Source organism: Kribbella sp. NPDC056951 (assembly GCF_042674205.1).
Classification (GTDB): domain Bacteria; phylum Actinomycetota; class Actinomycetes; order Propionibacteriales; family Kribbellaceae; genus Kribbella; species Kribbella yunnanensis.
In genome coordinates this window covers 98,412-122,862 of sequence record NZ_JBHUQZ010000001.1, presented here as the reverse complement: position 1 = coordinate 122,862, position 24,451 = coordinate 98,412, and the positions used below count along the sequence as shown (strand labels likewise).

At 67.8% G+C, this 24,451-nt stretch carries 20 protein-coding genes and 1 tRNA gene; 11 read left to right on the top strand and 10 right to left on the bottom strand.

All coding sequences use genetic code 11. The features are described 5' to 3' along the window. Positions 1-194: 194 nt before the first annotated feature. The 4 genes from ACFTSF_RS00605 to ACFTSF_RS00590 form a co-directional block, all read right to left on the bottom strand. The gene (locus tag ACFTSF_RS00605; protein ID WP_380151797.1) at positions 195-1,298 is read right to left on the bottom strand and encodes an ornithine cyclodeaminase family protein; all 1,104 of its coding nucleotides are present in this window, start codon (positions 1,296-1,298) and stop codon (positions 195-197) included. Next, the gene (locus ACFTSF_RS00600) at positions 1,295-2,422 is read right to left on the bottom strand and encodes an aminotransferase class I/II-fold pyridoxal phosphate-dependent enzyme (protein ID WP_380151796.1); all 1,128 of its coding nucleotides are present in this window, start codon (positions 2,420-2,422) and stop codon (positions 1,295-1,297) included. The genes ACFTSF_RS00605 and ACFTSF_RS00600 overlap by 4 nt, the downstream gene beginning before the upstream one ends. Next, entirely contained in the window at positions 2,406-3,029 is a 624-nt protein-coding gene (locus tag ACFTSF_RS00595) for a PAS domain-containing protein (RefSeq protein WP_344160867.1), read from the bottom strand. The genes ACFTSF_RS00600 and ACFTSF_RS00595 overlap by 17 nt, the downstream gene beginning before the upstream one ends. A gap of 308 nt (positions 3,030-3,337) precedes the next feature. After that, the gene (locus ACFTSF_RS00590) at positions 3,338-4,114 is read right to left on the bottom strand and encodes a PrsW family intramembrane metalloprotease (RefSeq protein WP_380151795.1); all 777 of its coding nucleotides are present in this window, start codon (positions 4,112-4,114) and stop codon (positions 3,338-3,340) included. A gap of 153 nt (positions 4,115-4,267) precedes the next feature. Between ACFTSF_RS00590 and ACFTSF_RS00585 the strand changes: the two genes are divergently transcribed. After that, entirely contained in the window at positions 4,268-7,852 is a 3,585-nt protein-coding gene (locus tag ACFTSF_RS00585) for a S8 family serine peptidase (RefSeq protein WP_380151794.1), read from the top strand. A gap of 21 nt (positions 7,853-7,873) precedes the next feature. On the opposite strand, the gene ACFTSF_RS00580 is transcribed toward ACFTSF_RS00585, so the two are convergent. Then, complete coding sequence (locus ACFTSF_RS00580) at positions 7,874-8,848, bottom strand: helix-turn-helix domain-containing protein (RefSeq protein ID WP_380151792.1); 975 nt, start codon at positions 8,846-8,848, stop codon at positions 7,874-7,876. Between the two features lie 207 nt (positions 8,849-9,055). Here ACFTSF_RS00580 and ACFTSF_RS00575 point away from each other — a divergent pair, with 207 nt between their 5' ends. Beyond that, positions 9,056-9,187, top strand: coding sequence for a hypothetical protein (locus ACFTSF_RS00575; protein WP_380151791.1), 132 nt, complete (start codon positions 9,056-9,058; stop codon positions 9,185-9,187). On the opposite strand, the gene ACFTSF_RS00570 is transcribed toward ACFTSF_RS00575, so the two are convergent. Further along, positions 9,184-11,853, bottom strand: a complete 2,670-nt coding sequence (locus tag ACFTSF_RS00570; RefSeq protein ID WP_380151790.1) for a BTAD domain-containing putative transcriptional regulator — start codon at positions 11,851-11,853, stop codon at positions 9,184-9,186. The two genes, ACFTSF_RS00575 and ACFTSF_RS00570, sit on opposite strands and share 4 nt — an antisense overlap. Before the next feature lie 202 nt (positions 11,854-12,055). Between ACFTSF_RS00570 and ACFTSF_RS00565 the strand changes: the two genes are divergently transcribed. After that, positions 12,056-12,886, top strand: coding sequence for a carbon-nitrogen hydrolase family protein (locus tag ACFTSF_RS00565; protein ID WP_380151789.1), 831 nt, complete (start codon positions 12,056-12,058; stop codon positions 12,884-12,886). A 67-nt stretch (positions 12,887-12,953) separates the two neighbouring features. On the opposite strand, the gene ACFTSF_RS00560 is transcribed toward ACFTSF_RS00565, so the two are convergent. Then, a tRNA-Leu gene (locus ACFTSF_RS00560) sits at positions 12,954-13,037 on the bottom strand. A gap of 168 nt (positions 13,038-13,205) precedes the next feature. Here ACFTSF_RS00560 and ACFTSF_RS00555 point away from each other — a divergent pair. From ACFTSF_RS00555 to pknB, 6 genes are all read left to right on the top strand, one after another. Further along, the gene (locus ACFTSF_RS00555) at positions 13,206-14,039 is read left to right on the top strand and encodes a DUF3662 and FHA domain-containing protein (protein ID WP_344160845.1); all 834 of its coding nucleotides are present in this window, start codon (positions 13,206-13,208) and stop codon (positions 14,037-14,039) included. Positions 14,040-14,049: 10 nt separating this feature from the next. Further along, positions 14,050-14,532: an FHA domain-containing protein gene (locus tag ACFTSF_RS00550; RefSeq protein ID WP_132406816.1), complete on the top strand. Its 483-nt coding sequence runs from the start codon at positions 14,050-14,052 to the stop codon at positions 14,530-14,532. Between the two features lie 10 nt (positions 14,533-14,542). After that, positions 14,543-15,934, top strand: coding sequence for a protein phosphatase 2C domain-containing protein (locus ACFTSF_RS00545; RefSeq protein WP_344160836.1), 1,392 nt, complete (start codon positions 14,543-14,545; stop codon positions 15,932-15,934). Then, positions 15,931-17,316, top strand: a complete 1,386-nt coding sequence (locus ACFTSF_RS00540; RefSeq protein ID WP_380151788.1) for an FtsW/RodA/SpoVE family cell cycle protein — start codon at positions 15,931-15,933, stop codon at positions 17,314-17,316. The genes ACFTSF_RS00545 and ACFTSF_RS00540 overlap by 4 nt, the downstream gene beginning before the upstream one ends. Continuing rightward, entirely contained in the window at positions 17,313-18,767 is a 1,455-nt protein-coding gene (locus tag ACFTSF_RS00535) for a peptidoglycan D,D-transpeptidase FtsI family protein (RefSeq protein WP_380151787.1), read from the top strand. The genes ACFTSF_RS00540 and ACFTSF_RS00535 overlap by 4 nt, the downstream gene beginning before the upstream one ends. A gap of 114 nt (positions 18,768-18,881) precedes the next feature. After that, complete coding sequence (gene pknB, locus ACFTSF_RS00530; RefSeq protein ID WP_380151786.1) at positions 18,882-20,723, top strand: Stk1 family PASTA domain-containing Ser/Thr kinase; 1,842 nt, start codon at positions 18,882-18,884, stop codon at positions 20,721-20,723. A 56-nt stretch (positions 20,724-20,779) separates the two neighbouring features. On the opposite strand, the gene ACFTSF_RS00525 is transcribed toward pknB, so the two are convergent. Continuing rightward, positions 20,780-21,397 (bottom strand): aminodeoxychorismate/anthranilate synthase component II, encoded by a 618-nt coding sequence (locus ACFTSF_RS00525; RefSeq protein WP_344160825.1) that lies wholly within the window; start codon positions 21,395-21,397, stop codon positions 20,780-20,782. A gap of 27 nt (positions 21,398-21,424) precedes the next feature. Next, positions 21,425-22,198 carry a DUF881 domain-containing protein gene (locus tag ACFTSF_RS00520; protein WP_380151785.1) on the bottom strand — a complete coding sequence of 258 codons (774 nt, stop codon included), beginning with the start codon at positions 22,196-22,198 and terminating at the stop codon, positions 21,425-21,427. 112 nt (positions 22,199-22,310) lie between these two features. Between ACFTSF_RS00520 and ACFTSF_RS00515 the strand changes: the two genes are divergently transcribed. Then, positions 22,311-22,571, top strand: coding sequence for a cell division protein CrgA (locus ACFTSF_RS00515; protein WP_344160820.1), 261 nt, complete (start codon positions 22,311-22,313; stop codon positions 22,569-22,571). 24 nt (positions 22,572-22,595) lie between these two features. On the opposite strand, the gene ACFTSF_RS00510 is transcribed toward ACFTSF_RS00515, so the two are convergent. Then, positions 22,596-23,591: an ABC transporter substrate-binding protein gene (locus tag ACFTSF_RS00510; RefSeq protein ID WP_380151784.1), complete on the bottom strand. Its 996-nt coding sequence runs from the start codon at positions 23,589-23,591 to the stop codon at positions 22,596-22,598. 259 nt (positions 23,592-23,850) lie between these two features. On the opposite strand from ACFTSF_RS00510, the gene ACFTSF_RS00505 reads away from it, so the two are divergent. Continuing rightward, positions 23,851-24,375 (top strand): EXLDI protein, encoded by a 525-nt coding sequence (locus ACFTSF_RS00505; RefSeq protein WP_380151783.1) that lies wholly within the window; start codon positions 23,851-23,853, stop codon positions 24,373-24,375. Positions 24,376-24,451 lie beyond the last annotated feature (76 nt).

Sequence of the window (24,451 nt, the reverse complement as noted above, 5' to 3'; positions counted from 1 at the left end):
AACCTGTTCCTGCAGAGGCCCCGAGAATTCCCCAGGCGTGACTGACGGGTCAATAGTTCAGAAGCGTCCGTTACTATTCCGTGAGAGCGTGTACCCGGTGGAATGTGCGGACTTGGAGGGCTAAACCGGTTCAAGTGACGCAGCGCTGGTTGCACATGATGCAACCAGTCCACTTACGAACCTGCTGATGCCAATTAACGAACCAGTTGCCTGAGGATCGCTCCCGCAACGGCGGCATCAGTTGCTCCCACCCCCGTGAGATCCGCGATCGAACGGTGGTTGCGGGGGAGGGTGGTGGAGAGGGGACGCGCACCCGGCGTCGAGGCCGGGGCTGGGGGTGGGGGTGGGGTAGGCGGGGCGTCTCGGCGCGAACTCAACCCGCGCGAACTCACCTCGCGCGGGTCCGACGCGGGCAGGGTGGGCAGGGGTGGGGCGACCGCGGGCGGGGCCGCCGCAGGTGGGGCAGGTGGGCGTGGGGCGGCCCGGCTGGGCATTCCGTCGCGGAGGATTACTCCTGCGGCGACGTCGTCCTCTTCGCCGATCACGCCGGCTTGGACTGCGTTGGCGAGGTCGCCGTGGTGGAGGCATTGGGCGTGGTCGTCGGTGGCGACGAAGGCGTTGGCGAACAGGGCGGGTGGGAGTTCGCCTTTGCCTGGCATGTCGGTTCCGATGCCGGTGATGTGGATGGCTTCTCGGAAGGCAGCTAGCGGGAGTGGTTCGCGCGCGGCTGTTGTGGTGATTACACAGGGCGCGCCGGTTAGGCCGTCGGGTGTGGCGTGTAGGCCGGCGGACTGCAGTTGGGTGCAGAGGCGGTCGACGGCTTCTGGGCGGCGGCCCCAGACCTTCACTCGACGGAGCGGTCGTAGCTCGTGTAGCCACAGGATCTGGAGGAGTGCCTGCTCACCTGTGCCTAGTACGGCGAACTCGTCGACCCCGACTGGTGTCATCGCGTGAGTGATCAGCGCACCGGCGGCCGCCGTACGCCATGCGGTGAGTTTGCCTTCGTCAGCGAGCACCGCGGCTGGCTGACCGTTCGTCGCGTCGACCGCGAGCACCAGCCCGTTGTTGACCGAGCCGAACGTGCTCGCCACCTTCACCACGAAGTACGGCGTACCGGCCACGTGACCGGCCTTCACGTGCGTGTCCCCGGCGTACTGCGGGAACTCGAGCACCATCGGTGCCGGTACCGACGTCCATCCCTCCGCATGCGCGATCAGCGCCGACCGCACCGCATCGAACACCACCGCCGGCTTCGCGACCTGGCTGATCGCGTCAAGCCCAAACACCGGCAGCGTCATCGCCGTTCCAACCAGTCCGCCCAAACAGCCAGCGCCGGTTCGGGATTCTGTCGACCCACACCGACCCGAAACCGGTCAGCAGGTGTCTCGGTCAGCGTGGAGCTGTAGATGCTCGCGGGCAGCAGCAGTACGCCGGCCTGTTCCACCAGCGCCTCGCACATCGCCTCCACGCCGTCCGCCCCGAGATAGCGCGGATAGGTCACGCAGCCACCATCCGGCGCGGTGAACTCGAACAGGTCGGGGTAGCGGCCAAAGAACTCCGTGAAGACCGGAAGGTTCGCAGCGACAATCCCGCGGTTCCGCGTGAGCAACCGATCGCGGGCCCGCAAAGCGATCAGCGCCAGCACCTCACTAGGCGCCGAGTTGCAGATCGTCGTGTAGTGCTTGGCACGTTCGAGCCGGTCCAGTACGGCGTGATCCCGGCACGCGATCCAGCCGATTCGCAGCCCGGGCAGCCCGTACGCCTTCGACATCACATTCAGCGAGATCGCCGTACCCGACAAGTCTGTTGCCTGAGGCAACGGATCACGCGAGAGCTCGAGCCCGCGATAGACCTCGTCGGAGAACAACAGGATGCCGCGCTCCGCACACAGCTCCACAAGCCGCTGCCAAGCGTCCGCCGCAGCAACCGCCCCCGTCGGGTTGTTAGGGAAGTTGACCGAGACCATCCGCGTGTTCGGACGCAATGCCCGCTCGATCGCATCCACATCCAGTGCCCACCCATCCTCCGGCCGCAGCGCGACTCCGGTCACCTGCGCGACCGACGACGGCACAGTCTCGGCCGCCTGATAGTTCGGCGTCAGCACAACCAGGTGGTCATCAGGCTCGAGCAGCGTGCGCATGGCGAGGTAGATCCCCTCCTCCGCACCCGCGAAGCACAGGATGTCCTCAGGCTGAGCTACGTCGTACGTCGCCGCGATCGCCTCCCGCAGCGCAGGCATTCCGCGGACCTCGGTATAGCCGAGCGCCAGCGACTCCCACCGCTCGCGACCGTCGTCATCGGCCAGTGCAAGCAGCTCGGACATCGGAAGCGTCTGCGCATCCGATGCAGTCAGGTGGTACCGCGCAGTGAACTCCCAGCGCGCGAAATGGGTCTCCAGCCGGAAATCAGGCAGGGTCGGCATGCGGCTCCTTCCGGGCCTCGGCAAGCAGTTGGTAGAGCGCAGACCGCGACACCTGCAGCGCCCGCGCCACCGTCGGCACCGACCGCCGCTGACTGAGCACTCCAGCCACATCCAGCCGACCGAGCAGCTCCACCCGGTCAGCCCGACTCAACCGCTCCACCGGCACACCGCGCTCCTGCACGTAGCCGGCCACGAGCTCATTCAGCTTCTCGGTCCAGTCGTGCTCAAAGAACACCCGCGGCTGTCCGGACGCCGGTGCGGCAAAAGCAGCCAGCAACCGACTCGCAGTCTCGAACGCAGTCCGATCCACATTCACACACAGCACGTAGGCCGCCGTACCGTCCTCGTCTCGCAGTACGGCGCTCACACTCGACAGCCGACGCCCATCCGGCAGCACCTTCGGATACGGCCCGTACGCATCACGCCCGCTCTCGGCCAGCTCATCGAGCTCGCCGAGCAACGACGGATCCCCAGGCTCCCGCCCCGACAGCGGATTCCAGATCATCGCGATCCGATCCGTCACCGAGTCGTGCAGCACCACCTCGGCATGTGGCGACAACAACCGCGCCAGCACCTCACCGACAGGCGCAATCTGCTCAGGCGTCACACCTGGACAATATGTCCAATCTGGACGACCTGTCGACCCCTCCCGCACCGCCATCCGGCGTGCATCGACTGTGCCCACCGTGCCGCCGGAAAACGCTTAACCACGACCGGGTCCTCACACTCACCGACCGACTCCTCACACTCGCACGGTGGCTTCGGTCGCCGGGCGAGAACCGACGGGCTGGCGGCGAGTGAAGGGAGATTGCGGCAGGTAATCGATATCCGGCGGCAGACTGCTTTCAGTCGGCTGCAAGGTCCTCACTCTCGGCGGATCGCCGGGTGGGAGGCGGATCGGCTGGGCGGGGGAGGTTAGGCGGTCGCGTCGGCTCGTTGGGCTCGGCGGAGGCCGATGAGGAGGAGGGTGATGGAGATGACGCCGACCACGGCGTAGGTGACGACGCCGCCGATGCCGTCCCAGGCGGTGTGGAGGGCTACGGCGAGGGCGTACATGCCGGCGAACCCGGCGAGGTGTTTGCCGCTCGGGGCGCTCACAAAGCGCCACAGACCCCAGCAGCTCAGACCGGTCCAGGCGGCGTGGCCTGCCGGTGACAGGAGGCCGCGGACGAACAGGGTCTGCTCGGCAGCGCCTACGTTCCCGCCGGACTGCAGCAGGGCGACGAAGGCGTAGCCCATGGTCTCCAGTACGGCGAACCCGGTGCCGACCGCGACTCCGATGACGATGCCGCGCCCGATCGAGTTGCGGTAGCGGTGCCCGAAGAACACCACCAGGATGGCCGGGACGACCAGCTTGGCCGCCTCCTCGATCAGCCCGACCCCGAGCATCGGCAACGTGCCCAGGCGGCGCATGGCGTCGTACTCGAGCAGTCCGGCGACCACTACGCCCACCACTCCGCCGAACAGCAGACACCCGCCCAGCGTCGGCCCGTCGATCAGCCACCGCCCGGACCGGCCCGCTGCGAACGTCACGAACGTCAGCGGGACGACCAGTGCCCCGAGCAGGATCATCGTCGGGAACAGGTTCGGATTGTTGGTGTCGGCAAGCACTGCGAGGACGGCGAAGTACAGCGCCGCCCCGACCAGCAGAGTCCCCAACCATGCCCACTTGCGGACCGCAATCGCACTCATGTGCTGATGGTGCCGGTTGCTGGCGTCCTTGCGCCATGTCGCACAGGCGGCAGTGATGGACAGAGCGGATCACCGTGACGAGATTGCAAACTCAACGGAACAGGCCGTCCCCACGCCTGTGAACTACTGAACTCCGAACGAGGAGACCTGCCCATGCCCTCACCACGGATCCCTGCGGTCACCCTCGCCGCGGTGCTGACCCTCGGCGCGGTCACGGTGGCGCCTGCCAGCGCGGGGTCACCACCCCGGCGCGGAAGTGTCCAGCCCACCACCAGCTCCGTCACCCTGATCACCGGTGACGTCGTCTCGGTCACCGACGCCGGTAACGGCAAGAAGGCGGCCAGTGTCCAGCCCGGACCGGGCCGCGAACGCGTGGCCTTCCACACCGTCGAGGCGGACGGTGGACTGCGCGTGCTGCCGAGTGACGCAGTCCCATACATCTCCACCGGCGTTCTCGACGTCGACCTGTTCGACGTGGACGAGCTGATCCGGGACGGGTACGGCGACTCGTCCGCACAGCAGCTCCCGTTGATCGTCAAGTACGCCGGGGGAGCCCGCGCCTCCTCCGCACTCGCCGGTACGACGACCACTCGGCAGCTCGACTCGATCGGCGGCGCTGCGGTGTCGGCGGCCAAGGGTGAGCTCCCGCAGCTGTGGAAGTCACTTGCTGGCGCACGGTCGCTCAGCAGCGGTGTGAGCAAGGTGTGGTTGGACGGCAAGGTGCGTCCGACGCTGGACAAGAGCGTGCCGCAGATCGGTGCGCCGGATGCGTGGAAGGCGGGCTACCAGGGCTCCGGCGTACAGGTCGCCGTACTGGACACGGGTGTGGATGCGCAGCACCCCGATCTGGCCGGGAAGGTGAAGGAGTCCGAGGACTTCTCCAACAGCGCGACCGGACCGGTCGACCACTTCGGGCACGGCACGCACGTCGCCGCGACGATCGCCGGCACGGGCGCGGGCGCAGGCGGTACCCGGAAGGGCGTCGCGCCGCAGGCGGACCTGCTGATCGGCAAGGTGCTCAACGACGACGGCATCGGGTACGACTCGTGGATCATCGCCGGCATGGAGTGGGCGGCCGCGAAAGGCGCCAAGGTGGTCAACATGAGCCTCGGCGGTGGGCCCACCGACGGGACCGACCCGATGAGCCAGGCCGTCAACGACATCTCAGCCCGCACCGGCACGCTGTTCGTCGTCGCGGCCGGCAACGACGGCCCGAGCGAAGAGACGGTCGGTACGCCGGGCTCAGCGGCCTCTGCGCTCACTGTCGGAGCCGTCGACCGCACCGACAAGCTGGCCGACTTCTCCAGCCGCGGACCGCGGATCGATGACGGCGGACTGAAGCCGGAGATCACCGCACCGGGTGTGGAGATCGTTGCGGCCCGCGCAGCCGGCACCGCCATGGGCAACCCGGTGGACAACCTCTACACAGCCGCCTCCGGTACGTCGATGGCCACGCCGCACGTGGCCGGTGCTGCGGCGCTGCTCGCGCAGCAGCACCCGGACTGGAAGGCGGACCAGCTCAAGAACGCGCTGGCCAGCACCTCGAAGACGCAGGCAAACCAGACCGCCTACCAGCAGGGTGCCGGGCGGGTCGACCTGACGCGTGCGGTTGCCCAGCAGGTGTTCGCCACCGGTGTGGCCGACTTCGGCCTGACCGGAACCAGCAAGCAGATCACCTACCGGAACGACAGCGCCGCACCGATCACGCTGGCGTTGTCCACAACCGTCACCAACCTCGACAACGGCAAGGCCGAGACCGATGCGTTCGGCCTCCCCGCCACAGTGACCGTCCCGGCGCACGGAAGCACCGACGTCTCACTGAACCTGGACACCGCGAAGCTCGAGCGCGGTCTGCACAGTGGCTGGGTGACAGCGACCGGACCGGGCGGAGTGCTCACCCACACTGCGGTTGGCGCGTTCAAGCAGGGTCCGAAGCACACGGTGACTCTGCGGGCGGTCGGACTGGACGGCAAGCCGACCGGAGTCCCGGTCATCTCGCTCTACGGCAGCAACTCGCGTTCCGACGTACTGGCGTGGATCGGCGACGGCCAGACCTACCAGGCTGAGATCGAAGAGGGCACGTACCTGCTGCACTCGCTGGTCGAGAACTACGACCCGGAGCGCGAGCAGGTCAGTCTCTTCACCGATCCGAACGTCCTGGTCGACCAGGACAGGGAGATCGTCATCGACGCGCGCAAGGCGGTGCCGATCACGATCGAGACGCCGAAGCCGTCCGAGCAGCAGTCGATCCTCAGCTACTACGTGCATCGCGAGTACCCCAACGGCCGTTCGATCAGCCACGGGGTGATGCACTTCAGCACGGTGCAGCAGGTGAACGTGACGCCGACCAAGCCGGTCGCCGACGGCAAGTTCGAGTTCTCGTCGCGCTGGCAACTGGTTGCACCGATGGTTCAGACCTCGCTGCCCGGCGTCGACATCAACCTGCTGCACCAGTCGCCGTCGTACGAAGGCAAGCGTCGGTTCCCGCTCGTGCTCAAGGCAGCCAAGGGTGCGTTGGTGGTCGAGCCCACTCGGGACGACGTGAGTGAGCAGGACCAGATCGCAGCAGCGGCTGCCGCTGGAGCGGCTGCGATCATCCTGGTCCGGCCAGCCGGACAGGGCGCATGGACAGTCTGGCGACCGCTGGGTGATCGGGAACCGATCCCGGCGATGGTCACCACGGCCGGCAACGGTCAGAAGCTGATCGACCGCGCCCGGCGCGGCCACGCGAGCATCGATGTCACGCTGACCACGTCGAGCCCGTATCTGTACGACGTACAGCAGGTGTCGACCGGATCGATCCCCAGCAAGATCACCTACCAGGTGACCGCGCAGAACTCCGCCCGCGTCACCACGCGCTACAACGACAACGGCGGCTTCGGCTGGGCCAAGGAGCAGCGGTTCGGCTGGCGTCCGTGGCAGGACTACTCGTGGAACGACTACCAGCGGTTCGTCCAGACGCCGAAGGTCCGTGAGGAGTGGGTGACCTCCGGTGACTCGCTCTGGCAGCACCGGGTCCACCACCTCTGGACCTGGGACAACATGAACCCGCTTCGCGGCGGCATGGCCGAGCAGCCCAAGAGCTACCGCACCGGTACGTCGAACGAGACGTGGTTCGGTCCGGTCGTCAGGCCGGCCGCTGCGCCTGGTGTGGTCTCCACGAGGACAGGTGACCGGCTCTCGCTGCGCATCCCGTCCTTCGTCGACTCAGACGGGCACTACACGGTCGGCGAGACCACTGCGGCCTCCGCGGTGCTGTCGCGGAACGGTACGAAGATCGCCGACCTGCCTGATGCGTGGCAGGACGTGATCACCTCCAGCGGCGACGCGTCGTACCGGCTGGACCTCAGCACCGAGCGGGACGACCCGGAGGGTGAATGGCTCTGGGGCACGCGTACTCAGACCAGCTGGGAGTTCCGCTCGGCCAAGACCGCAGAGGACAAGGCAACCCCGCTGTCGCTGCTGCAGGTCGGCTACAAGGCACCCACCGACCTGAACGGCCGCGCACCGCGCACGCACGTCCTGGGCTTCGATGCGCCCAAGACGAAGGGTCTGCAGGCGTGGGCGTCGTACGACGAAGGTAAGTCCTGGCAGCGGCTCCCCGTGGTCGGCGCCTTCGGCCAGTACCTCGCCGTCGTCACCGGCGCCCGCAACACGGTGTCCCTGAAGATCCAGGCAACCGGTACTAATGGCACCAAGATCACTCAGACAGTGATCAAGGCGTACGGCATCAAGTAGTCAGGCTCGCAACCGGCCTGGTCAGAGCCAGTCGCGTTTGGCGGCTTGGTAGGCCAGGCCGGTGCGGGTGTCCACACCGGCGAGCGACATGAGACGGTCCAGGCGGCGCTGGACGGTACGGCGACTGATCCCGAGCTGCGAGGCGATCGACTTGTCGGGGACGCCCGCGACGAGGAGTGAGAGCAGGAAGCGCTCGTGGTCGTCGAGAACCCCAGTCTGCTCGGCCGTGTGCATCGTCACCGGAGTGGCCATCTCCCAGTGACTCTCGAAGAGCGCCAGGACTGCGTCGAGCAGCTGGCCGCGACTGATCACCGCCGCAGTGGGTTCGCCGATGCCTAGCTCGTCGTCTCGGACCAGCGGGCAGACTGCGGTGGCACGGTCCACGATGGCGAGCCGGACCGGCAGAGTGGGCAGTGTCCTGGCCTCCTCACCCCAGCTGATGCCCTCGGCGATGGTGTCGAGCTCACCGGGTGTCTCGAGCAGCGCCCGCTCGTAGATCGCGCGATAGCGCACGCCGCGGGACAGAGCGCCGTACTCCTCGGTGTTCTCTGCTCCTTGCATGGCCAGTGGGTTCGCTCGGCAGAACCAGAGGATCTCCTCGCGGGCCGACTCCTGCAGGTCCCGGAGCCGCTCGCGCAGTGCCGCGGCACCGACGACGACCTCGACCAGATGGTGTGCGTCGCGCCGGCTCGCGCTGGCCCGGAACTCCTCGCTCAGCACGGCCACCGTCTTGCGAGCCGCTTCGAGGGACTCCTGGCGACGCAACAGCGTGGTCCCGAGCGCGACATCCGGCGGCAGCGCGCGAAACACCGGTTCGTCAGCGGACTGGCTGACCGCGACCAGCCCCTTCGCCTGCAGCCGCTGCAGCACCTCGACGGCCTCCTGCGGCGACAGCTCGGCCACCTCCGCCAGCTCGACGGAACGCGCGGCCGACAAGCCGACGAGCAGCCGGTATGCCCGTTCCTCCCGGGCGTCGAGCAACAAGCCGTCCTGCATCGATTCACCTCCGCAGATCCCAGCTAACCAGTCCACCCACGCCCACGGCGACCGTTTTCCGCGCGGCTTTGATCAAATCTTTGCTGACACCGATCAGCCACGGCACTCCTATGCCATCACGAGAAGAGTGAGCTCACGTCACTTCCCGTCAGTTGTATGCGGACCTCGCCGCCGCCCGAGTCGTCCCGCCATCGGAAAGAGAAACTCATGAGCCTGACCGACCTGGCCGGCATCGCCGGTCTCATCAGCGCGGCCCTGCTAGCCCTGTGGATGCTCCTCGGCGCACCCGACCTCCGCCCGACCGCACCCACCGGCCGCCACCGCCGCAATCGCGTCTAGCGCTCGGCGTCGAGAGCGGTCAGCTTCACTCGCACGCTCTCGGCCTGCTGCTCACGACCCTGATCGCTGTACGCCGTCAGGGCGTCCTGCCATGCCGTTCGTGCCTCAGCCAGGTCGCCGCGGGCGTGGTGCACGTCGCCGATGTGGTCCCGGGTCTCGGCTATCTGACGCACGTTGCCGACCTGCTCGTACGACCTGAGCGCGTCCTCGAACGCGACCAGTGCTTCGTCGAACCGACCGGCCGCCAGCGCTGCCGTGCCGAGCGAGTCCAGCACATCACCCCGGCTGTCGTGGTCGCCGGTCTGCTCGAAGATCTCAAGCGACGCCAGGCAGGCTGCCCGCGCCTCTTCGTAGTGGCCGAGCTTGGCGTGGATCCAGCCGACGATGTTGTACGAGTCAGCAAGCCAGCGCTGTTTGCCGAACGTCTTGTACAGCTCCAGCTGAGCAAGCCCATAGGGCAGTGCGGCCTCGTAGTCGTCCTGGTTGCACAGTGCGCCGGCCAGCATCTGCAAACAGGCCGCATGCTCGGTCGGCCGACCGCTGCGGGCTGCGTAGACCAGGGCCTGCTCCAGATGCGACAACGCCTCGTCACGCTCCCCCAACAGTCCGCGGCTGCGGCCGTAGTAGCGGTGGACCATCGACTGATCCGCCGCGTCATCCAACTCCGGTACGACGGTCAGTGCGTTCGCCCACATCTCCGCAGTCAACGTGTCCTGCCCACGCCAGCTCTGGAACACCACCAACCCGTAGGCAAGGTGCCAGACGATGTCGTGCCAGCCGCGTTCCATGGCCAGCCGCTGAGTGGCCAGCAAGTTGTCGGCCTCGGCATCGACCCACGCACTGGCCTCGTCGCGGTCCTTCAAACCCAACGGACCGATCTGGTCGCCGTTCACCGGCGAGCGCTCCGGAGCAATCACCCGGTCCGCCTCGACTGCGCCCCGGCGGTAGTGGTCGGCAAGTCGCCACAGAGCCTGACTGTCGTCGACCTTCTGTTCGCGGGCGTACAGGCGGATCAGGTCGTGCAGGCTGTAGCGACCAGGGGCGTGTTGGCGAATCAGGTGGGCGCTCTCCAGCCGAGCGAGACTGCGGCGCGGGTTCCCGTCCACGAGCGCCGCCACTGACGCCGTACTGATGTCTTGTCCGGGGACGCGAGCCAGCAACGCGAGCAGGGCGGCGGCATCTCGGTCGAGTGCGCGGTACGAGCAATCGAAGACACTGCGCAGACCCGCGTCGAGCTCACCGGCCTCGAACGCGTCCAGCCGAGCCTCGGTGTCTCGTAGCTCATCTGCAAAGGCCGACAACGGGAAGTCGGGCCGGCCGGCGATCCGGGCGGCCACGATCGCCAGTGCCAACGGCAGACCGGCACAGTGCGTCAGCAGCTCGTCGAACGCCGCCGGCTCCGCACTCGCTCGGTCAGCACCGATCTGTCGCTGCAGGAGGTCCCGCGCGTCCGCAGGATCGAGGACATCAAGATCCACCGGTACGGCGCCGTGCCGCGTGAGCAGTCCACCGAGGCGATTGCGGCTGGTCACGATCACCGTGCACCCCGCCGTACCGGGCAGCAGTGGTGCGACCTGAGAGCTCTCCTTGGCGTTGTCCAGGACGAGTAGCAGCCGCTTGCCCGCCAGCATGGTCCGGTACAGACCTGCCCGAGCTTGTGGATCGGGTGGGAGCCGTCCGGCACCGAGAGCTTGGAGTAGACCGCTCATGGCTGTCTCGACCGGCAGCGGTGGTTCCACCGGGTCGAAACCGCGCAGGTCGATGAAGAGCTGGCCGTCCGGGAACCGCGCCAGGTTGCGATGCGCCCAGTGCAGAACCAGTGAGGTCTTGCCGATTCCACCAGCGCCACCGACGGCCGACACCGCAACCGTCGCCTGCTGGTGGTCCCCGGCCAGAGCAGTAGTGAGTTGCTTGAGCGCCGGATCGCGTCCGATGAGGGTGGCCGGTGCCGCGGGTAGTTGCTGCGGCACCACGCGGTCGACCTGAGTCGTACCGAGGAGCTGCTGCTGGAGTTGCTGGAGCCGGGCGGACGGTTCAATCGCCAGCTCGTCCACCAGTGCGCGCCGGATGCGGTCGTACTCCTGCAGTGCGTCAGCAGCACGATCGGCTCGCTGCAAGGCCAGCATCAGATGACCGGCCACGCGCTCGTCGAGCGGATGCGCCTGGCTGCGACTCCGCAGCACGGGCAGAAGATCGCCGTACTCGTTTTGGGCCAGCTGCAGGTCGGTCAGGTCGAGCTCGGCCGCGAAGCGTTCCGCGTGCAGGCGCTCGCGTTGCTCGACGAACCAGGGGGTGTCGAGGTCGGCGAGAGCCTCACCGCGCCAGAGGCCCAGTGCCTCCTCGAAGAGAGCTACGGACTCCTCGGCACCGGCCGCCACCACCAGACGACGGAAGCGGTGGACGTCGACCTGGTCCGGGTCGACCTGCAGAACATAGCCACCGGACTGACGGACGAGCTCTGCGTCGAGAACAGTGCGCAGTCGGGACAGGTAGGCGTACAGCGTCTCGCGTGCGCGCTGCGGTGCACTGTCGCCCCAGACCCGGTCGACGAGCTGGTCCGCGGTGACCGGGCGACCGGCTCCGAGGAGCAGCACGGCCAGCACCGAACGCTGCCGCAAATGCCCCAGCTCCGTCGGCACGACCTCCCCGAGTACGCCGTACTCCATGGTCCCTCCAGCGCGCTGACCTGCGGATTCAAGGCTGACACAAGGTTGCGGTCAAACCTCGTGCGCGATGGTACGGAAGAACGAAGGAGAGCACATGTCCCGCAGAGATTCCGCCTACCAAGGTTCCTGACCAGTCGTTGCAGCGAACGGATTCCCCGCGCCGGTCCCCACATCTGTCGGCGCGGGCTGAGACGGTAGGGCGATGACGGGGATTCGCATTGCCATCGCTCAGCCGACCATCACTGCGGACGCGGCGGCGAACGGGAAGACGGTTCGTTCGCTGATGCGGAAGGCAGCGGCCGGGCGGGCCCGGCTCGTGCAGTTTCCCGAAGGCATGCTGAGCGGTTATGCGAAGGCGCAGATCGCCGACTGGTCCCAGGTCGACTGGGCGGTCGTCCGCACCGAGCTCGAGAAGATCATGGCCCTGGCCGCCGAGCTGGAGATCTGGGTCGTGCTCGGTTCGGCGCATCCGCTGACCCCGCCGCACCGCCCGCACAACAGCCTGTACGTGATCTCCGACACCGGCACTCTGGTCGACCGCTACGACAAGCGGTACTGCTCGCACACCGAGATCACGCACTTCTACACACCCGGTTTCGACCCCGTCGTCTTCGACGTCGACGGCTACCGCTTCGGCGCCCTGATCTGCATCGAGATCAACTTCCCGCACCTCTTCGCGCAGTACGAGCGACTCGGCGTCGAGTGCCTGCTGCTCTCGTCGTACGGCGCCAACGAGCCCTTCGAGACCAAGGCCGCCGCCCACGCCGCGATCAACTGCTACTGGGTCTCGACCTCACTCCCGGCGCTGCCCGACGACCCGACCCCGTCCGGCCTGATCACCCCGGCCGGCCTCTACACGACCCAGGTGGTCGGCCAGTCCGAGCTCGCCATCGCCACCATCGACCGCGACGACCCCACCCTGAACTTCCCGCTCCGCGCCGCCCGCCCCTGGCGAGCGATCGCCAACAAGGGCGAGATCTACCGCTCCCGCGCGGTCACCGATCCACGGTCCACCAACCGGACGGCGCTGTGAGCCGGGACACGTCAGGACAAACAAAAAATCCCGGTCTCTCGACCGGGATTCCTGCTGGCAATCGCTGTGCGCGAGGGGGGAGTTGAACCCCCACGCCCTTTCGGGCACACGGACCTGAACCGTGCGCGTCTGCCTATTCCGCCACCCGCGCGCTGCCGCTCGGACGATGTCCTGACGACGAGAAGGAACATTAGCACGGGATTCCCCGGTGCTTCACATTGCGGGTTCGGTCGAACCTCCCGTTACGATCGATCGTCGTACCCGGTGTGTCCGCCATGACCGGTGGACACGGACCGTGGACCGACCTGGAGGAGGAGGCGTGCGACCGCTGCAGCGCTTCGAGCGACGTCTGGAGGGCATCGTGAGCGGTGTCTTCGCGCGCGCATTCAAGGGCGATGTCGAGCCGATCGAGCTGGCTGCGGCGCTCAAGCGTGAGATCGACAACACCGCCCGGATCCTGTCCCGGGACCGGCGGCTGGTGCCGAACCACTTCACCATCGAACTGGGCCCGGGCGATTTCGAGCGCCTGAACGCGTACGGCCGGACCCTCAACCACGAGCTGTCCAACGAGCTGCGGGACCATGCCGACATCCAGCGGTACACGTTCTCCGGGCCGATCGAGATCGAGCTGACCCAGCAGGACGACCTCCCGACCGGTAAGTTCCGGGTGGTCAGTGCGACCGTCGGGACGCCCCAACGACGCAGCCCGTCCTATGAGCAGCCCTACCAGCAGGAGCCCTACGTGCCGCCGAACGACGGCCAGACGGTGCTGCAGAGCGCCCCGGTCACCCCACCGCCCGCCCCGCAGCCACGCCGCAGCGGCCACCCGCAGGTGATGCTCGAGGTCAACGGGCGCCGCCGCCCGGTCAACCCGCCGGGTGTCGTGCTCGGCCGCGGTACCGACGCGGACATCCAGATCAACGACCCCGGGGTCTCCCGGCGGCACGCGGAGATCCGGCTGATGCCCGAGGGCAACGGCGGGATCCGGGTGGTGCTGGTCGACCTCGGCTCGACCAACGGCACGCTGGTCAACGGCCGGCGCGCCACCGAGCAGGAGCTGGTGGACGGCTCGACGGTGCGGATCGGCAACACCACGATGACATTGCGGCTGGCGGACGAGCCGATGGCTCAGCCGCCGAGCAGCGGGTGGTGACCGCGGGACCATGTCGGAACTGACGCTGACCCTGATCAAACTGGGGTTCCTGGCCCTGTTGTGGATGTTCGTGCTGGCCGTGCTCTCGGTGATTCGCTCCGACCTGTTCGGGGCGAAGGTGGACAGCCGCGCCGCGGCAGCCGCCGTACCGGCCGCGGCCCGGACGCCGAAGCCGGCCAAACCGGTGAAGAAGCGGAAGGGTCTGCCCGGATCGGTGACGATCGCCGACGGCCCGCAGGCCGGGGTCGGTGCGACCCTGGTCGAGGAGCCGGTGGTGATCGGCCGCGGTTCGGACTGCCAGATCCGGCTCGACGACGACTACTCCTCCACCCGGCACTCGCGACTGTTCCTGTCCGAGGGCCAGTGGTGGGTCGAGGACCTCGGCTCGACCAACGGGACGTATTTGGACGGCCAGCGGGTGACCCGCCCGGTGCCGGCCGAGATCGGTGGCTCGATCCGGATCGGCCGGACGACGCTGAACATCGCGAAGTAGGCCTGCCTCGATGACCCTGTCGCTCGACTACGCCGCACTGTCCGATGTCGGACGGGTGCGCCGCAACAACGAGGACTCGGCGTACGCCGGTCCGCACCTGCTGCTGCTCGCCGACGGAATGGGTGGCGCGGCAGCCGGTGAGGTGGCCAGCGCGGCGGCGGTCCAGGTGATCCGGCGGCTCGACACCGCCACCATCGGCGGCGAGGACATGATCGAGGCGCTGGCCGGTGCCGTGCACCGCGCCAACGAGCGGCTGTCCGAGCTGGTCGAGGAGGACCCCGAGCGCGAGGGCATGGGCTCCACTGTCACCGCGCTGATGTTCGACGGCCAGCAGCTCGGCCTCGCGCACCTCGGCGACTCCCGGGCCTATCGGATGCGGGACGGCCTGCTCTACCAACTGAGCCACGACCACACCTTCGTGCAGTCGCTGGTCGACGAGGGCCGGATCTCCCAGGAGGAGGCCTTCACCCACCCGCACCGCAACCTGATCCTGCGAGTGCTGGACGGCCGCCCCGACTCCGATCCGGACCTGCAGATCCTTGACGTCCAGGCCGGCGACCGGCTGATGCTGTGCAGCGACGGTCTGCCCGACTACGTCGCCGCCGAGGTGATCGCCGCCTCGATGGCCGACGGCACGCCGGACTCGGTCGTCGTCGAGCTGATCACGCACGCGCTCGAGGCAGGCTCCAACGACAACATCACCTGTGTGGTGGCCGATGTGGTCGAGACCCCGCCGGCCAGCGGGACCACCCCGCAACTGGTCGGGGCCGCGGCCGAGCTCGCCCAGGGCGGCACCGGCCGCGGTGAGGCGACCACGCTGGTCCCCGGCGGCAGCAACAGTGGTGGCAGCGGCGGCCGCGGCGGAACCCTCGACCCCGAGGAACTGCGCTACGCGCCCCGCCCGCCGAAGCGCTTCCCATGGGTACGGCGGATCCTCGCGGTCGTGATCATCCTCGGCCTGATCGGCGGAGCCGGCTGGTACGGCTACCGCTGGACCCAGGACCAGTACTACGTCGGCACCGACGGTGACTTCGTGGCGATCTTCCAAGGTGTGGACGCGGACATTCCCGGCATCACCCTGACCAAGGTCTACGAGAAGCAGCAGTTGCAGGTGGACAAGCTTCCGACGTACAACCGCCAGCAAGTGGAGAGCAATATCGAGGCCGACGACCTGCCCGGAGCCCGTGCGATCGTCAGCGAGCTGCAGGCGACGGCCGAGGAGTGCGCGAAGAAGCTCACCCCGCCGACGCCGAAGCCGAGCACGACACCGTCCAAGCCGCCGGCGTCGTCGAAGCCGCCGGCCAGCGCGCCGACGAAGGCCCCGTCGGGGACCCCGTCCGGGACTCCGACGAGCACCCCGGGCGGCACGGCCAACCCGGACGACTGCGACGGCGTCAAATGAGTATTGCTTCCACGTCAGTCATCCAGATCATCCCGCGCACCCGGCGCGGGGTGGAGTTGTTCCTGCTCCTGATCGCCGTCGGTATCTCGGTCGGCGCCTATGTCAACATCGGGATCACCGCGCAGGGCGGCGTCCCGGCCAGCACCGGCCTGTACGCCGCGGGGATCGGCCTGCTGGCGTTGATCGCCCACCTCGCGCTGCGCTTCCGGGCGCCGTACGCGGATCCGGTCATTCTCCCGTGTGCGGTGCTGCTGAACGGTCTCGGCGTCGCGATGATCCACCGGATCGACCTCGGGCTGACCTCGATCGGCCGGACCAAGGGGGTCCCGTTCGCACCGCAGCAGATCACCTGGACCGCGGTCGGCGTCGTCCTGTTCCTCGCCGTCGTGATCGTGATCCGCGATCACCGGCGGCTGCAGGCCTTCACCTACACGCTCGGCCTGGTCGGTCTGGTGCTGCTGGTGCTGCCGCTCGTCCCGGGCCTCGGCGTGAACATCAACGGCGCGTCGATCTGGATCCGGGTGGCCGGGATGTCGTTCCAGCCCGGCGAGTTCGCCAAGGTCTGCCTGGTCATCTTCTTCGCCGGCTACCTGGTCGTGAAGCGGGACGTGCTGACGCTGGCCGGCCGCCGGTTCCTCGGTCTGGATCTCCCCCGCGCCCGTGACCTCGGCCCGATCCTGGTCGCCTGGCTGGTCAGCCTGGGCGTCCTGGTCTTCGAGAGCGACCTCGGCTCGTCGCTGCTGTTCTTCGGCCTGTTCCTGTTCCTGCTGTACGTCGCCACCGAGCGGGCCGGCTGGCTGATCATCGGTGGCCTGCTGTTCGTCGCCGGTGCGTACTTCGCCTACCAGACCTTCGGCCACGTCACGCGGCGGATCAACGACTGGCTGGACCCGTTCTCGATCGACGGCGGCCAGATCGCCGTCGGCCTGATGGGTCAGGCCTGGGGCGGCATTCTCGGTCGCGGCCTCGGCCAGGGCCAGCCGCACCTGACCCTGTACGCGAACAGCGACATGATCATCTCCTCGTTCGCCGAGGAGCTCGGGCTGACCGGGCTGATCGCGATCCTGCTGGTCTACACGCTGATCATCGAGCGCGGCCTGCGGACGGCGCTGGCCTGCCGGGACATCTTCGGCAAGCTGATCGCGACCGGTCTGGCGATGTCGTTCTCGCTGCAGGTCTTCGTGATCGTCGGTGGTGTCACCGGCCTGATCCCGCTGACCGGTCTGGCCACCCCGTTCATGGCCCTCGGCGGTACGTCGCTGGTCGCGAACTGGGCGATCATCGGGCTGCTGCTGCGGATCAGCGACCAGGCCCGCAGACCACAGACACCCGCCGCCCCGGTGTCCGACGAAACGATCGCGATGGCGGTGCAGAAGGCATGAACTCGGCGATCCGACGACTGGCCGTGGCGGCGATGGTGCTGATGCTCGCCCTGATGGCGAACTCGACGTACCTGCAGGCCTTCCGGTCCAACGAGCTCAACGGCCGCAACGACAACAAGCGGGTCCGGGACCAGCAGTTCTCGGTCGACCGCGGCGCGATCCTGATCGGCACCAACACCCCGATCGCGAAGAGCGATCCGTCCAACGACCGGTTCAAGTACCAGCGCACCTACCCCAACGGGCCGGCCTACGCACCGGTGACCGGGTACTACTCGTACCTGTTCGGCCGGGCCGGGATCGAGCTGAACCAGAACTCGGAGCTGAACGGTTCCGACCCGTCGCTGGCGTTCCGCCGGATCATCGACGTGATCAGCAACCGTCCGCAGCAGGGCGCCAGTGTCACCCTGACGCTGAACGCGGCGGCCCAGCAGGCGGCGTACAAGGGCTTGCAGGGCAAGAAGGGCGCGGTCGTCGCGATCGATCCGAAGACCGGCAAGATCCTGGCCCTCGCGACCACCCCGTCGTACGACCCGAACCAGCTCGCAAGCCACGACCTGAGCAAGGTCTCGGCCGCGTGGAAGAAGCTCGACGCGGACCCGGACAAGCCGACGCTGAACCGCGCGGCGCGCGAGACCTACCCGCCCGGCTCGACCTTCAAGCTCGTCACCGCCGCGGCCGCGCTCTCGAGCGGCAAGTACACGCCGGAGAGCAAGACGAACTCGCCGGCCGAGCTACCGCTCCCGCAGACCACCACCCCGCTGGTGAACGAGGACCGCAAGAACTGCGGCGGCAGCAACAACGCGACCCTGACCATCGCACTGCGCTACTCGTGCAACACCGCCTTCGGCAGCGTCGGTCTGGATATCGGACCGGATGCGTTGCGCGACCAGGCGGCCAAGTTCGGCTTCGGTGAGCGCCACCTGCCGGAGCTGTCCGGTGTGGCCAGCGCGTTCCCCGGCGACCCGAACCAGCCGCAGACCGCGCAGTCCGCGATCGGCCAGTTCGACGTCCGCGCGACGCCGCTGCAGATGGCAATGGTGGCCGCGGGGATCGCGAACAAGGGCGAGGTGATGAAGCCCTACCTGGTCCAGAACGTGAAGACCGCGAACCTGAAGACGGTCTCCGAGACCAAGCCGGAGTCGCTGCACCAGGCCGTCACCCCCGAGGTGGCCGCGCAGCTGACCGGCATGATGGTCGACGTCGTCAAGAACGGCACCGGCAAGAAGGGCCAGATCGACGGCATCGAGGTGGCCGGCAAGACCGGTACGGCGCAGACGTCGCCGGAACGCCCGCCGTTCGCCTGGTTCACCGCGTTCGCACCGGCCAACGACCCGCAGATCGCGGTCGCGGTGATGATCGAATCGGCGGACGTCGCCCGCAACGACATCGCCGGTGGCGCACTGGCCGCGCCGATCTCCAAAGCCGTGATGGAGGCGGTGCTCCAACGATGAGCACCATACGGAATGATGCGTTCACAGAGCGTCTTTCCAACGGGGATCCACGAGGCGCAGTCGCTACCGTGGGCAAATTGAGTGTGTTTCCGGACAGGTTGGAAGGCTGAGGTCATGACATCGCAGGCACGTCTCGTCGGCGGCCGGTACGAAGAAGGCGAACCGCTCGGCCGCGGCGGCATGGCCGAAGTGCGCCGGGGGATCGACAACCGGCTCGGCCGGGCGGTCGCGATCAAGCGGCTGCGGGTCGACCTGGCCAGTGACTCGACCTTCCAGGCGAGATTCCGGCGGGAGGCCCAGTCGGCGGCCTCGCTGAACCACCCGACCATCGTGTCGGTCTACGACACCGGCGAGGAGCCGGACCCGAACGGTTCCGGCATCACCATCCCGTACATCGTGATGGAACTCGTCACCGGGAAGACCCTGCGGGACCTGATCCGCGAGGGCCGCAAGATCATGCCGGAGCGCGCCCTGGAGATCACCTCCGGTGTGCTCGAGGCGCTGGACTACAGCCACCGGGCCGGCATCGTGCACCGCGACATCAAGCCCGGCAACGTGATGCTGACCCCGCAGGGCCAGGTCAAGGTGATGGACTTCGGGATCGCCCGTGCGGTCGCCGACACCACCTCGGACATGACCCAGACCGCGGCCGTGATCGGCACCGCGCAGTACCTGTCGCCCGAGCAGGCCCGCGGCGAGACCGTGGACGCCCGCTCCGACCTGTACTCGACCGGCTGCCTGCTGTACGAACTGCTCGTCGGCCGGCCGCCGTTCGTCGGTGAGTCGCCGGTGTCGGTCGCCTACCAGCACGTCCGGGAGCAGCCGCTGCCGCCGTCGTCGTTCGACCCGGACATCCCGCCGGAGGTCGACGCCGTCGTCCTCAAGGCCCTGGTGAAGAACCGCGACGAGCGCTACCAGAGCGCGACCGAGATGCGTCAGGACCTGCACCGGGTGCTGGCCGGTCAGCAGGTGACCGCACCGATGCACGCGGTCGCCGAGACCCGGGCGATGGCCCCGACCGCTGTCGCACCGACCGCCACCCAGACGTTCCGGCGGACCAGCGACGACCTGCTCCCGCCCGGTGGCGGCGACGACGACCTCGAGGACACCCGCGCCCGCCGGAACCGCGGCCTGGCCTACTTCCTGCTCGGCCTGGCCATCGTCGCGGTCGCGATCGGTGGCTACGCGCTGATCAACAACATGGGCAAGAACAACAACAACGGCGGCGGGGGCGGCGCGACCACCCCGGTCGCGCAGAAGGTCGCCGTACCGGATGTCAGCGGGCTGACCACCTCGCAGGCGACCGCGAAGCTGGCCGAGGTGAAGCTGGTCTTCGCCCAGGGCGACTCGGTGCCGAGCCAGACCGTCGACAAGGGCAAGGCGATCTCGTCGACGCCGGCCGCCGGCACCGAGGCCGAAGAGGGCTCGACCGTCACCGTGACGTTCTCCTCCGGCCAGCAGTCCTTCTCGGTACCGGAGGGGTTGATCGGGCTGCCCGAGGACCAGGCCCGATCGAAGATCGAGAACGCCCCGGGTGGCTTCAAGGTCGCAGCCAAGAACATCGAGAAGGACTCCGACAAGGACGCCGGTACTGTGCTGGCCATCAGCCCGGACCCGGGCAAGAAGTACGGCTCCGGGACGACCTTCACGCTGACCGTCTCCAGCGGCAAGGTGATGGTCGAGGTGCCGCAGCTACTCACCGTCCCTGCCGACGACGCCATCGCTCAGCTGAAGGCGAAGGGCTTCCTGGTCGGCCAGAAGTACGGCGAGGACCCGAACGCGGTCGACGGCACCGTGATCGCGCAGAGCGTCGAGGGCGGCACGAAGGCCCAGAAGGGCAGCACGATCACGATCACCATCAACCGGCTGCCCGACGGTGACCCGAGCGGCGACCCGTCAGGGGACCCGTCCGGTGACCCCAGCAACCCGACGACCACGCCGATCATCGGCGGCTGACCACAGCCCGGTACGACGAAGCCCCCGCCTCGGCGGGGGCTTTCGTTTGTCCGGAGTCAGCTGACCAGCGGGGCCATCCCGGCGGAGCGCTCGACGGCGCCGGCGTCACCACACATCTCCAGCCAGTTGGCCAGCATCCGGTGGCCGCCTTCGGTGAGCACGGACTCGGGGTGGAACTGGACGCCCTCGACCGCCAGGTCCCGGTGCCGCGCCGCCATGATCACGCCGGCCTCGGTGCGCGCGGTCACCTGCAGCTCGTCCGGGACGGTGTCCTGCGCGATGGCCAGCGAGTGGTACCGGGTCGCGGTGAACGGCGACGGCAGGCCGCTCAGGACGCCAGCGCCCTCGTGGAACACCTGGCTGGTCTTGCCGTGCAGCAGCTCATCGGCCCGGCCGACCACGCCGCCGTACGCGACGCCGATCGCCTGCAGACCGAGGCAGACGCCAAAGATCGGCACCTGGCCACCCGCCTCCTTGACGATGTCCACGCAGGCACCGGCCTCTTCCGGGGTCCCGGGACCGGGGGAGAGCAGAACACCGTCGTACGCCGTGACCTGGTCAGGGGTGACCTCGTCGTTGCGCAGCACGGTGGTCTCGGCCTGCAACTGCTGCAGGTACTGCACCAGGTTGTAGACGAAGGAGTCGTAGTTGTCGACGACGAGGATCCGCGGCATGCGGCCCATTCTGACAGGCGAGCCGAGTTAACGCCCGCCGGTTGCGGTCGGGCTGACCGTCGGCGTGCGGTCGAACCCGGGCACGGTCGCGCTCTGCAGGTCCAGGGTGCCCTCGTAGGCGGGCATCGCGATCGACGACTCGGTCTTCACGTCGTACCCCAGCTGGAACTTCACCACGTAGTCCTGCAGGTTCTCGATGTACTTCGAGTCGTCGAGCGCCTTCTGCAGCTTCCGCCGGTCGCCGATCGCGGTGATCTTGTACGGCGGCAGGTACGGAACGCCGTGCAGGACGACGGAGTTGCCGACGCACTTGATCCCGGTCGTGGAGATGACCCGGTGGTTCTGGATCGAGAGCGCCTCCGCGCCACCGGCCCAGAGCGCGTTCACCACGGCCTGGATGTCCTGCTGGTGGATCACCAGCCAGTCGGCGTCCACATCCGGATTGTCCCGGACCACTTCCTTCGGGGCGTCCTTGAGCGTCACGGTGAGTCCGGGACCGGTCACCGGTGTGATGCCGACCGCGTCGGACAGGCCTTTGAGCCGCTTGGCCAGCTTCGGGTCGATCGACCCCTGCTGCGCCTGCAGCTGCTCGATCTCCTGGGTGAGCGTGGCGTGCTGGCGGACCAGGGCAGCACTGCGGCGGCTCTGCTCCTCCACCAGCCCGGCCAGCGTCGTGTTCCGGCTGGGTCGCAGGTCGGTCCCGCGGGCACTGGTGGCGCTGGTCGCGAAGAGCAGACCGGCGCACAGCAGCGCCAGTGGCACGCCCGCGCGCCACAGTGAAATCCGCTTCAACCTACGCACCAGTCACCTCCAGATCGCTCTCTGCACTACGCTAACCCGGGACCGGACCGACAGGTCCGAGCCTCCTGGCCCTCAAGAGGTCAGCTTATGCGTCCTTACAAGGAGTTCAGCCGTGCCCGAGTCGAGCAGTCGTAACAAGAAGAAGACCGAGAAGGTCAAGGCCGAGAAGACGCCGAAGCAGCCGCGGACCCAGAGTCGGGTCTGGGTGGCCCCGCTGATGCTGGCGTCCTGGCTGCTCGGGCTCGCCTGGCTGGTCGTCTTCTACGTCGCCGGCCAGGACATCCCGGTGATGAAGGACCTCGGCAACTGGAACCTGCTGGTCGGCATGGGCCTGATCGCGCTGGGCTTCGTCGTCTCCACGCAGTGGGTCTGACCACCAACTTCTGACCCGCGGGCCTCAGCCGGTGATCGGGCGCACTTTGCCGAGGTCCGCGGTCAGCTGACGCAGTGCTGGCGCGAACTGCGCCCAACTGGTCGGCGTCTCCGGGTTCCAGGCGAACACCTGATTCGCCCGTACGGCGGGCAGCCGGGCGAACGTCGGGTACTTCGCCCTGTCCACGGTGAACGCTTCGGCGTTGCGCGCGTCGTACAGGATGACGTCGGCCGGGTACTTGTCGGCGAGCTCCCAGGAGACGTTCTCCCAGTGTGGCTCCTTCGGGTCGAAGTCCGGCGTGACGAAACCGACCCCGAGCTTCTTCAGCAGGGACAGGTCGGAGAACGCAGCCGGATTGCCGAAGTACAGACCGTCCTTGGCGCCCGAGACGAAGAGGACCTTGAGTCCCTTCTGTCGGCCGGCCAAGTCGCTGAGCGCCTTCGAGGCGGTCGCGAAATCCGCCTTGGCCTTGAGGACCGGCTCGGCCTTGAGGTCGGCGCCGAGCGCGGCCGCGAGCTCGGCGTACCGGTCGATGACCGTATCCACCGAGCGCTCCCGGTAGTCGACGCCGAGGGTCGGTGAGATCGCCCCGATCGCGGTGACGGACTCCTTCGGGACGTACCAGAGTTCGTTCGGGATGTGGATCGGCGCGATCAGCAGGTCCGGCTTCAGCGCGGCGAACTTCTCCACCGAGAACTCGCCCCAGGTCTCCGAGAACGACGTGACCTTGGTCAGATCCACGCTGCCGGCCAGGATATCCGCCGTACCGTCCGCCTTCTTGGCCTTGCCGAAGGTGCCGACCGGGCGCAGGCCGAGATCCCACAGCGCGGCGGCGGACTGGATCTGCGCGACCAGCGTGGTGGGCCGGGACGGCCGGGTGATCTTCACCCCGCGATCGTCGGTGAACTCCCACGGGCCGGTCGCGGCACCGCCCAGATCCTGCGGATCTTCGGAGTTCGAGCAGGCCGAGAGCACGACGGCGGCTCCCGCTCCGAGCAACAGACTTCGCCGGGACAGCATCGTGGAGCTCCTTCACGGGTAATCGAGTAAGGCAAGCCTTACCTTAGATCACGACTCTGGCTCGGAGTTATCCACACCCGTATCCCCAGCTGTGCACACCGTTTCGGCCGACTTATCCCCAGGTTGACCCCAACTTTTCCACCGTTTCCACCGCAAACTGGGCCAAATCTGTGGATAAATCAGGTTTTGCCGACGACTGTTTCCACACCGTTCATCTCAGGCTGGCGCTCTACGTACAGCTATGCGTATAGTTGTACTTATGCCGAACAAGACGATCTACGTGTCGGACGACGACCTGCCGCTGTACAAGCGTGCCCAGGAGCTGGCCGGCAACCTGTCCTCGGCGATCTCGATCGCCCTGCGCAAGTACGTCGAGCTGGAGGAAGGCAAGCTCGAGGGGTACGACGAGATCACCGTCCGGGTCGGGCGTGGATCCGGACGTAAACAGCGGTTCTCCGGGGTCCTGCTCGCCGAAGGCGGTCGATCGAGCAGTTCCGGCTACGAGGCCTTCAAGGTGTACCGCACCCGGAGCGGGAAGTTCGTGTTGCACGCCGACCGAAGCGCGCAATTCAGCCAGGGCGGCGACGACGAGAAGTACCTGTCCGGCTGGCGGTCCTGGGTCGGCAACTGGAGTACCGACCAGTCCTGGAGCATGGCCCAGGGCGAAGCCACCCTCGACGTGGTCGACACCGTCGAGGAACTGCGTGACCTGATCCCGAACGACCTCTACGACCTGGTCGAGATGGCCGCCGACCAGCCCGCGGTGGAGGACCTCGACATCTAGCTCGTCCCCACAACCAAACCTCCCGGCGCCCCTTCAGGTCGGCCGGCTGGTCCTGCACACCCTTTTTCACCCCACA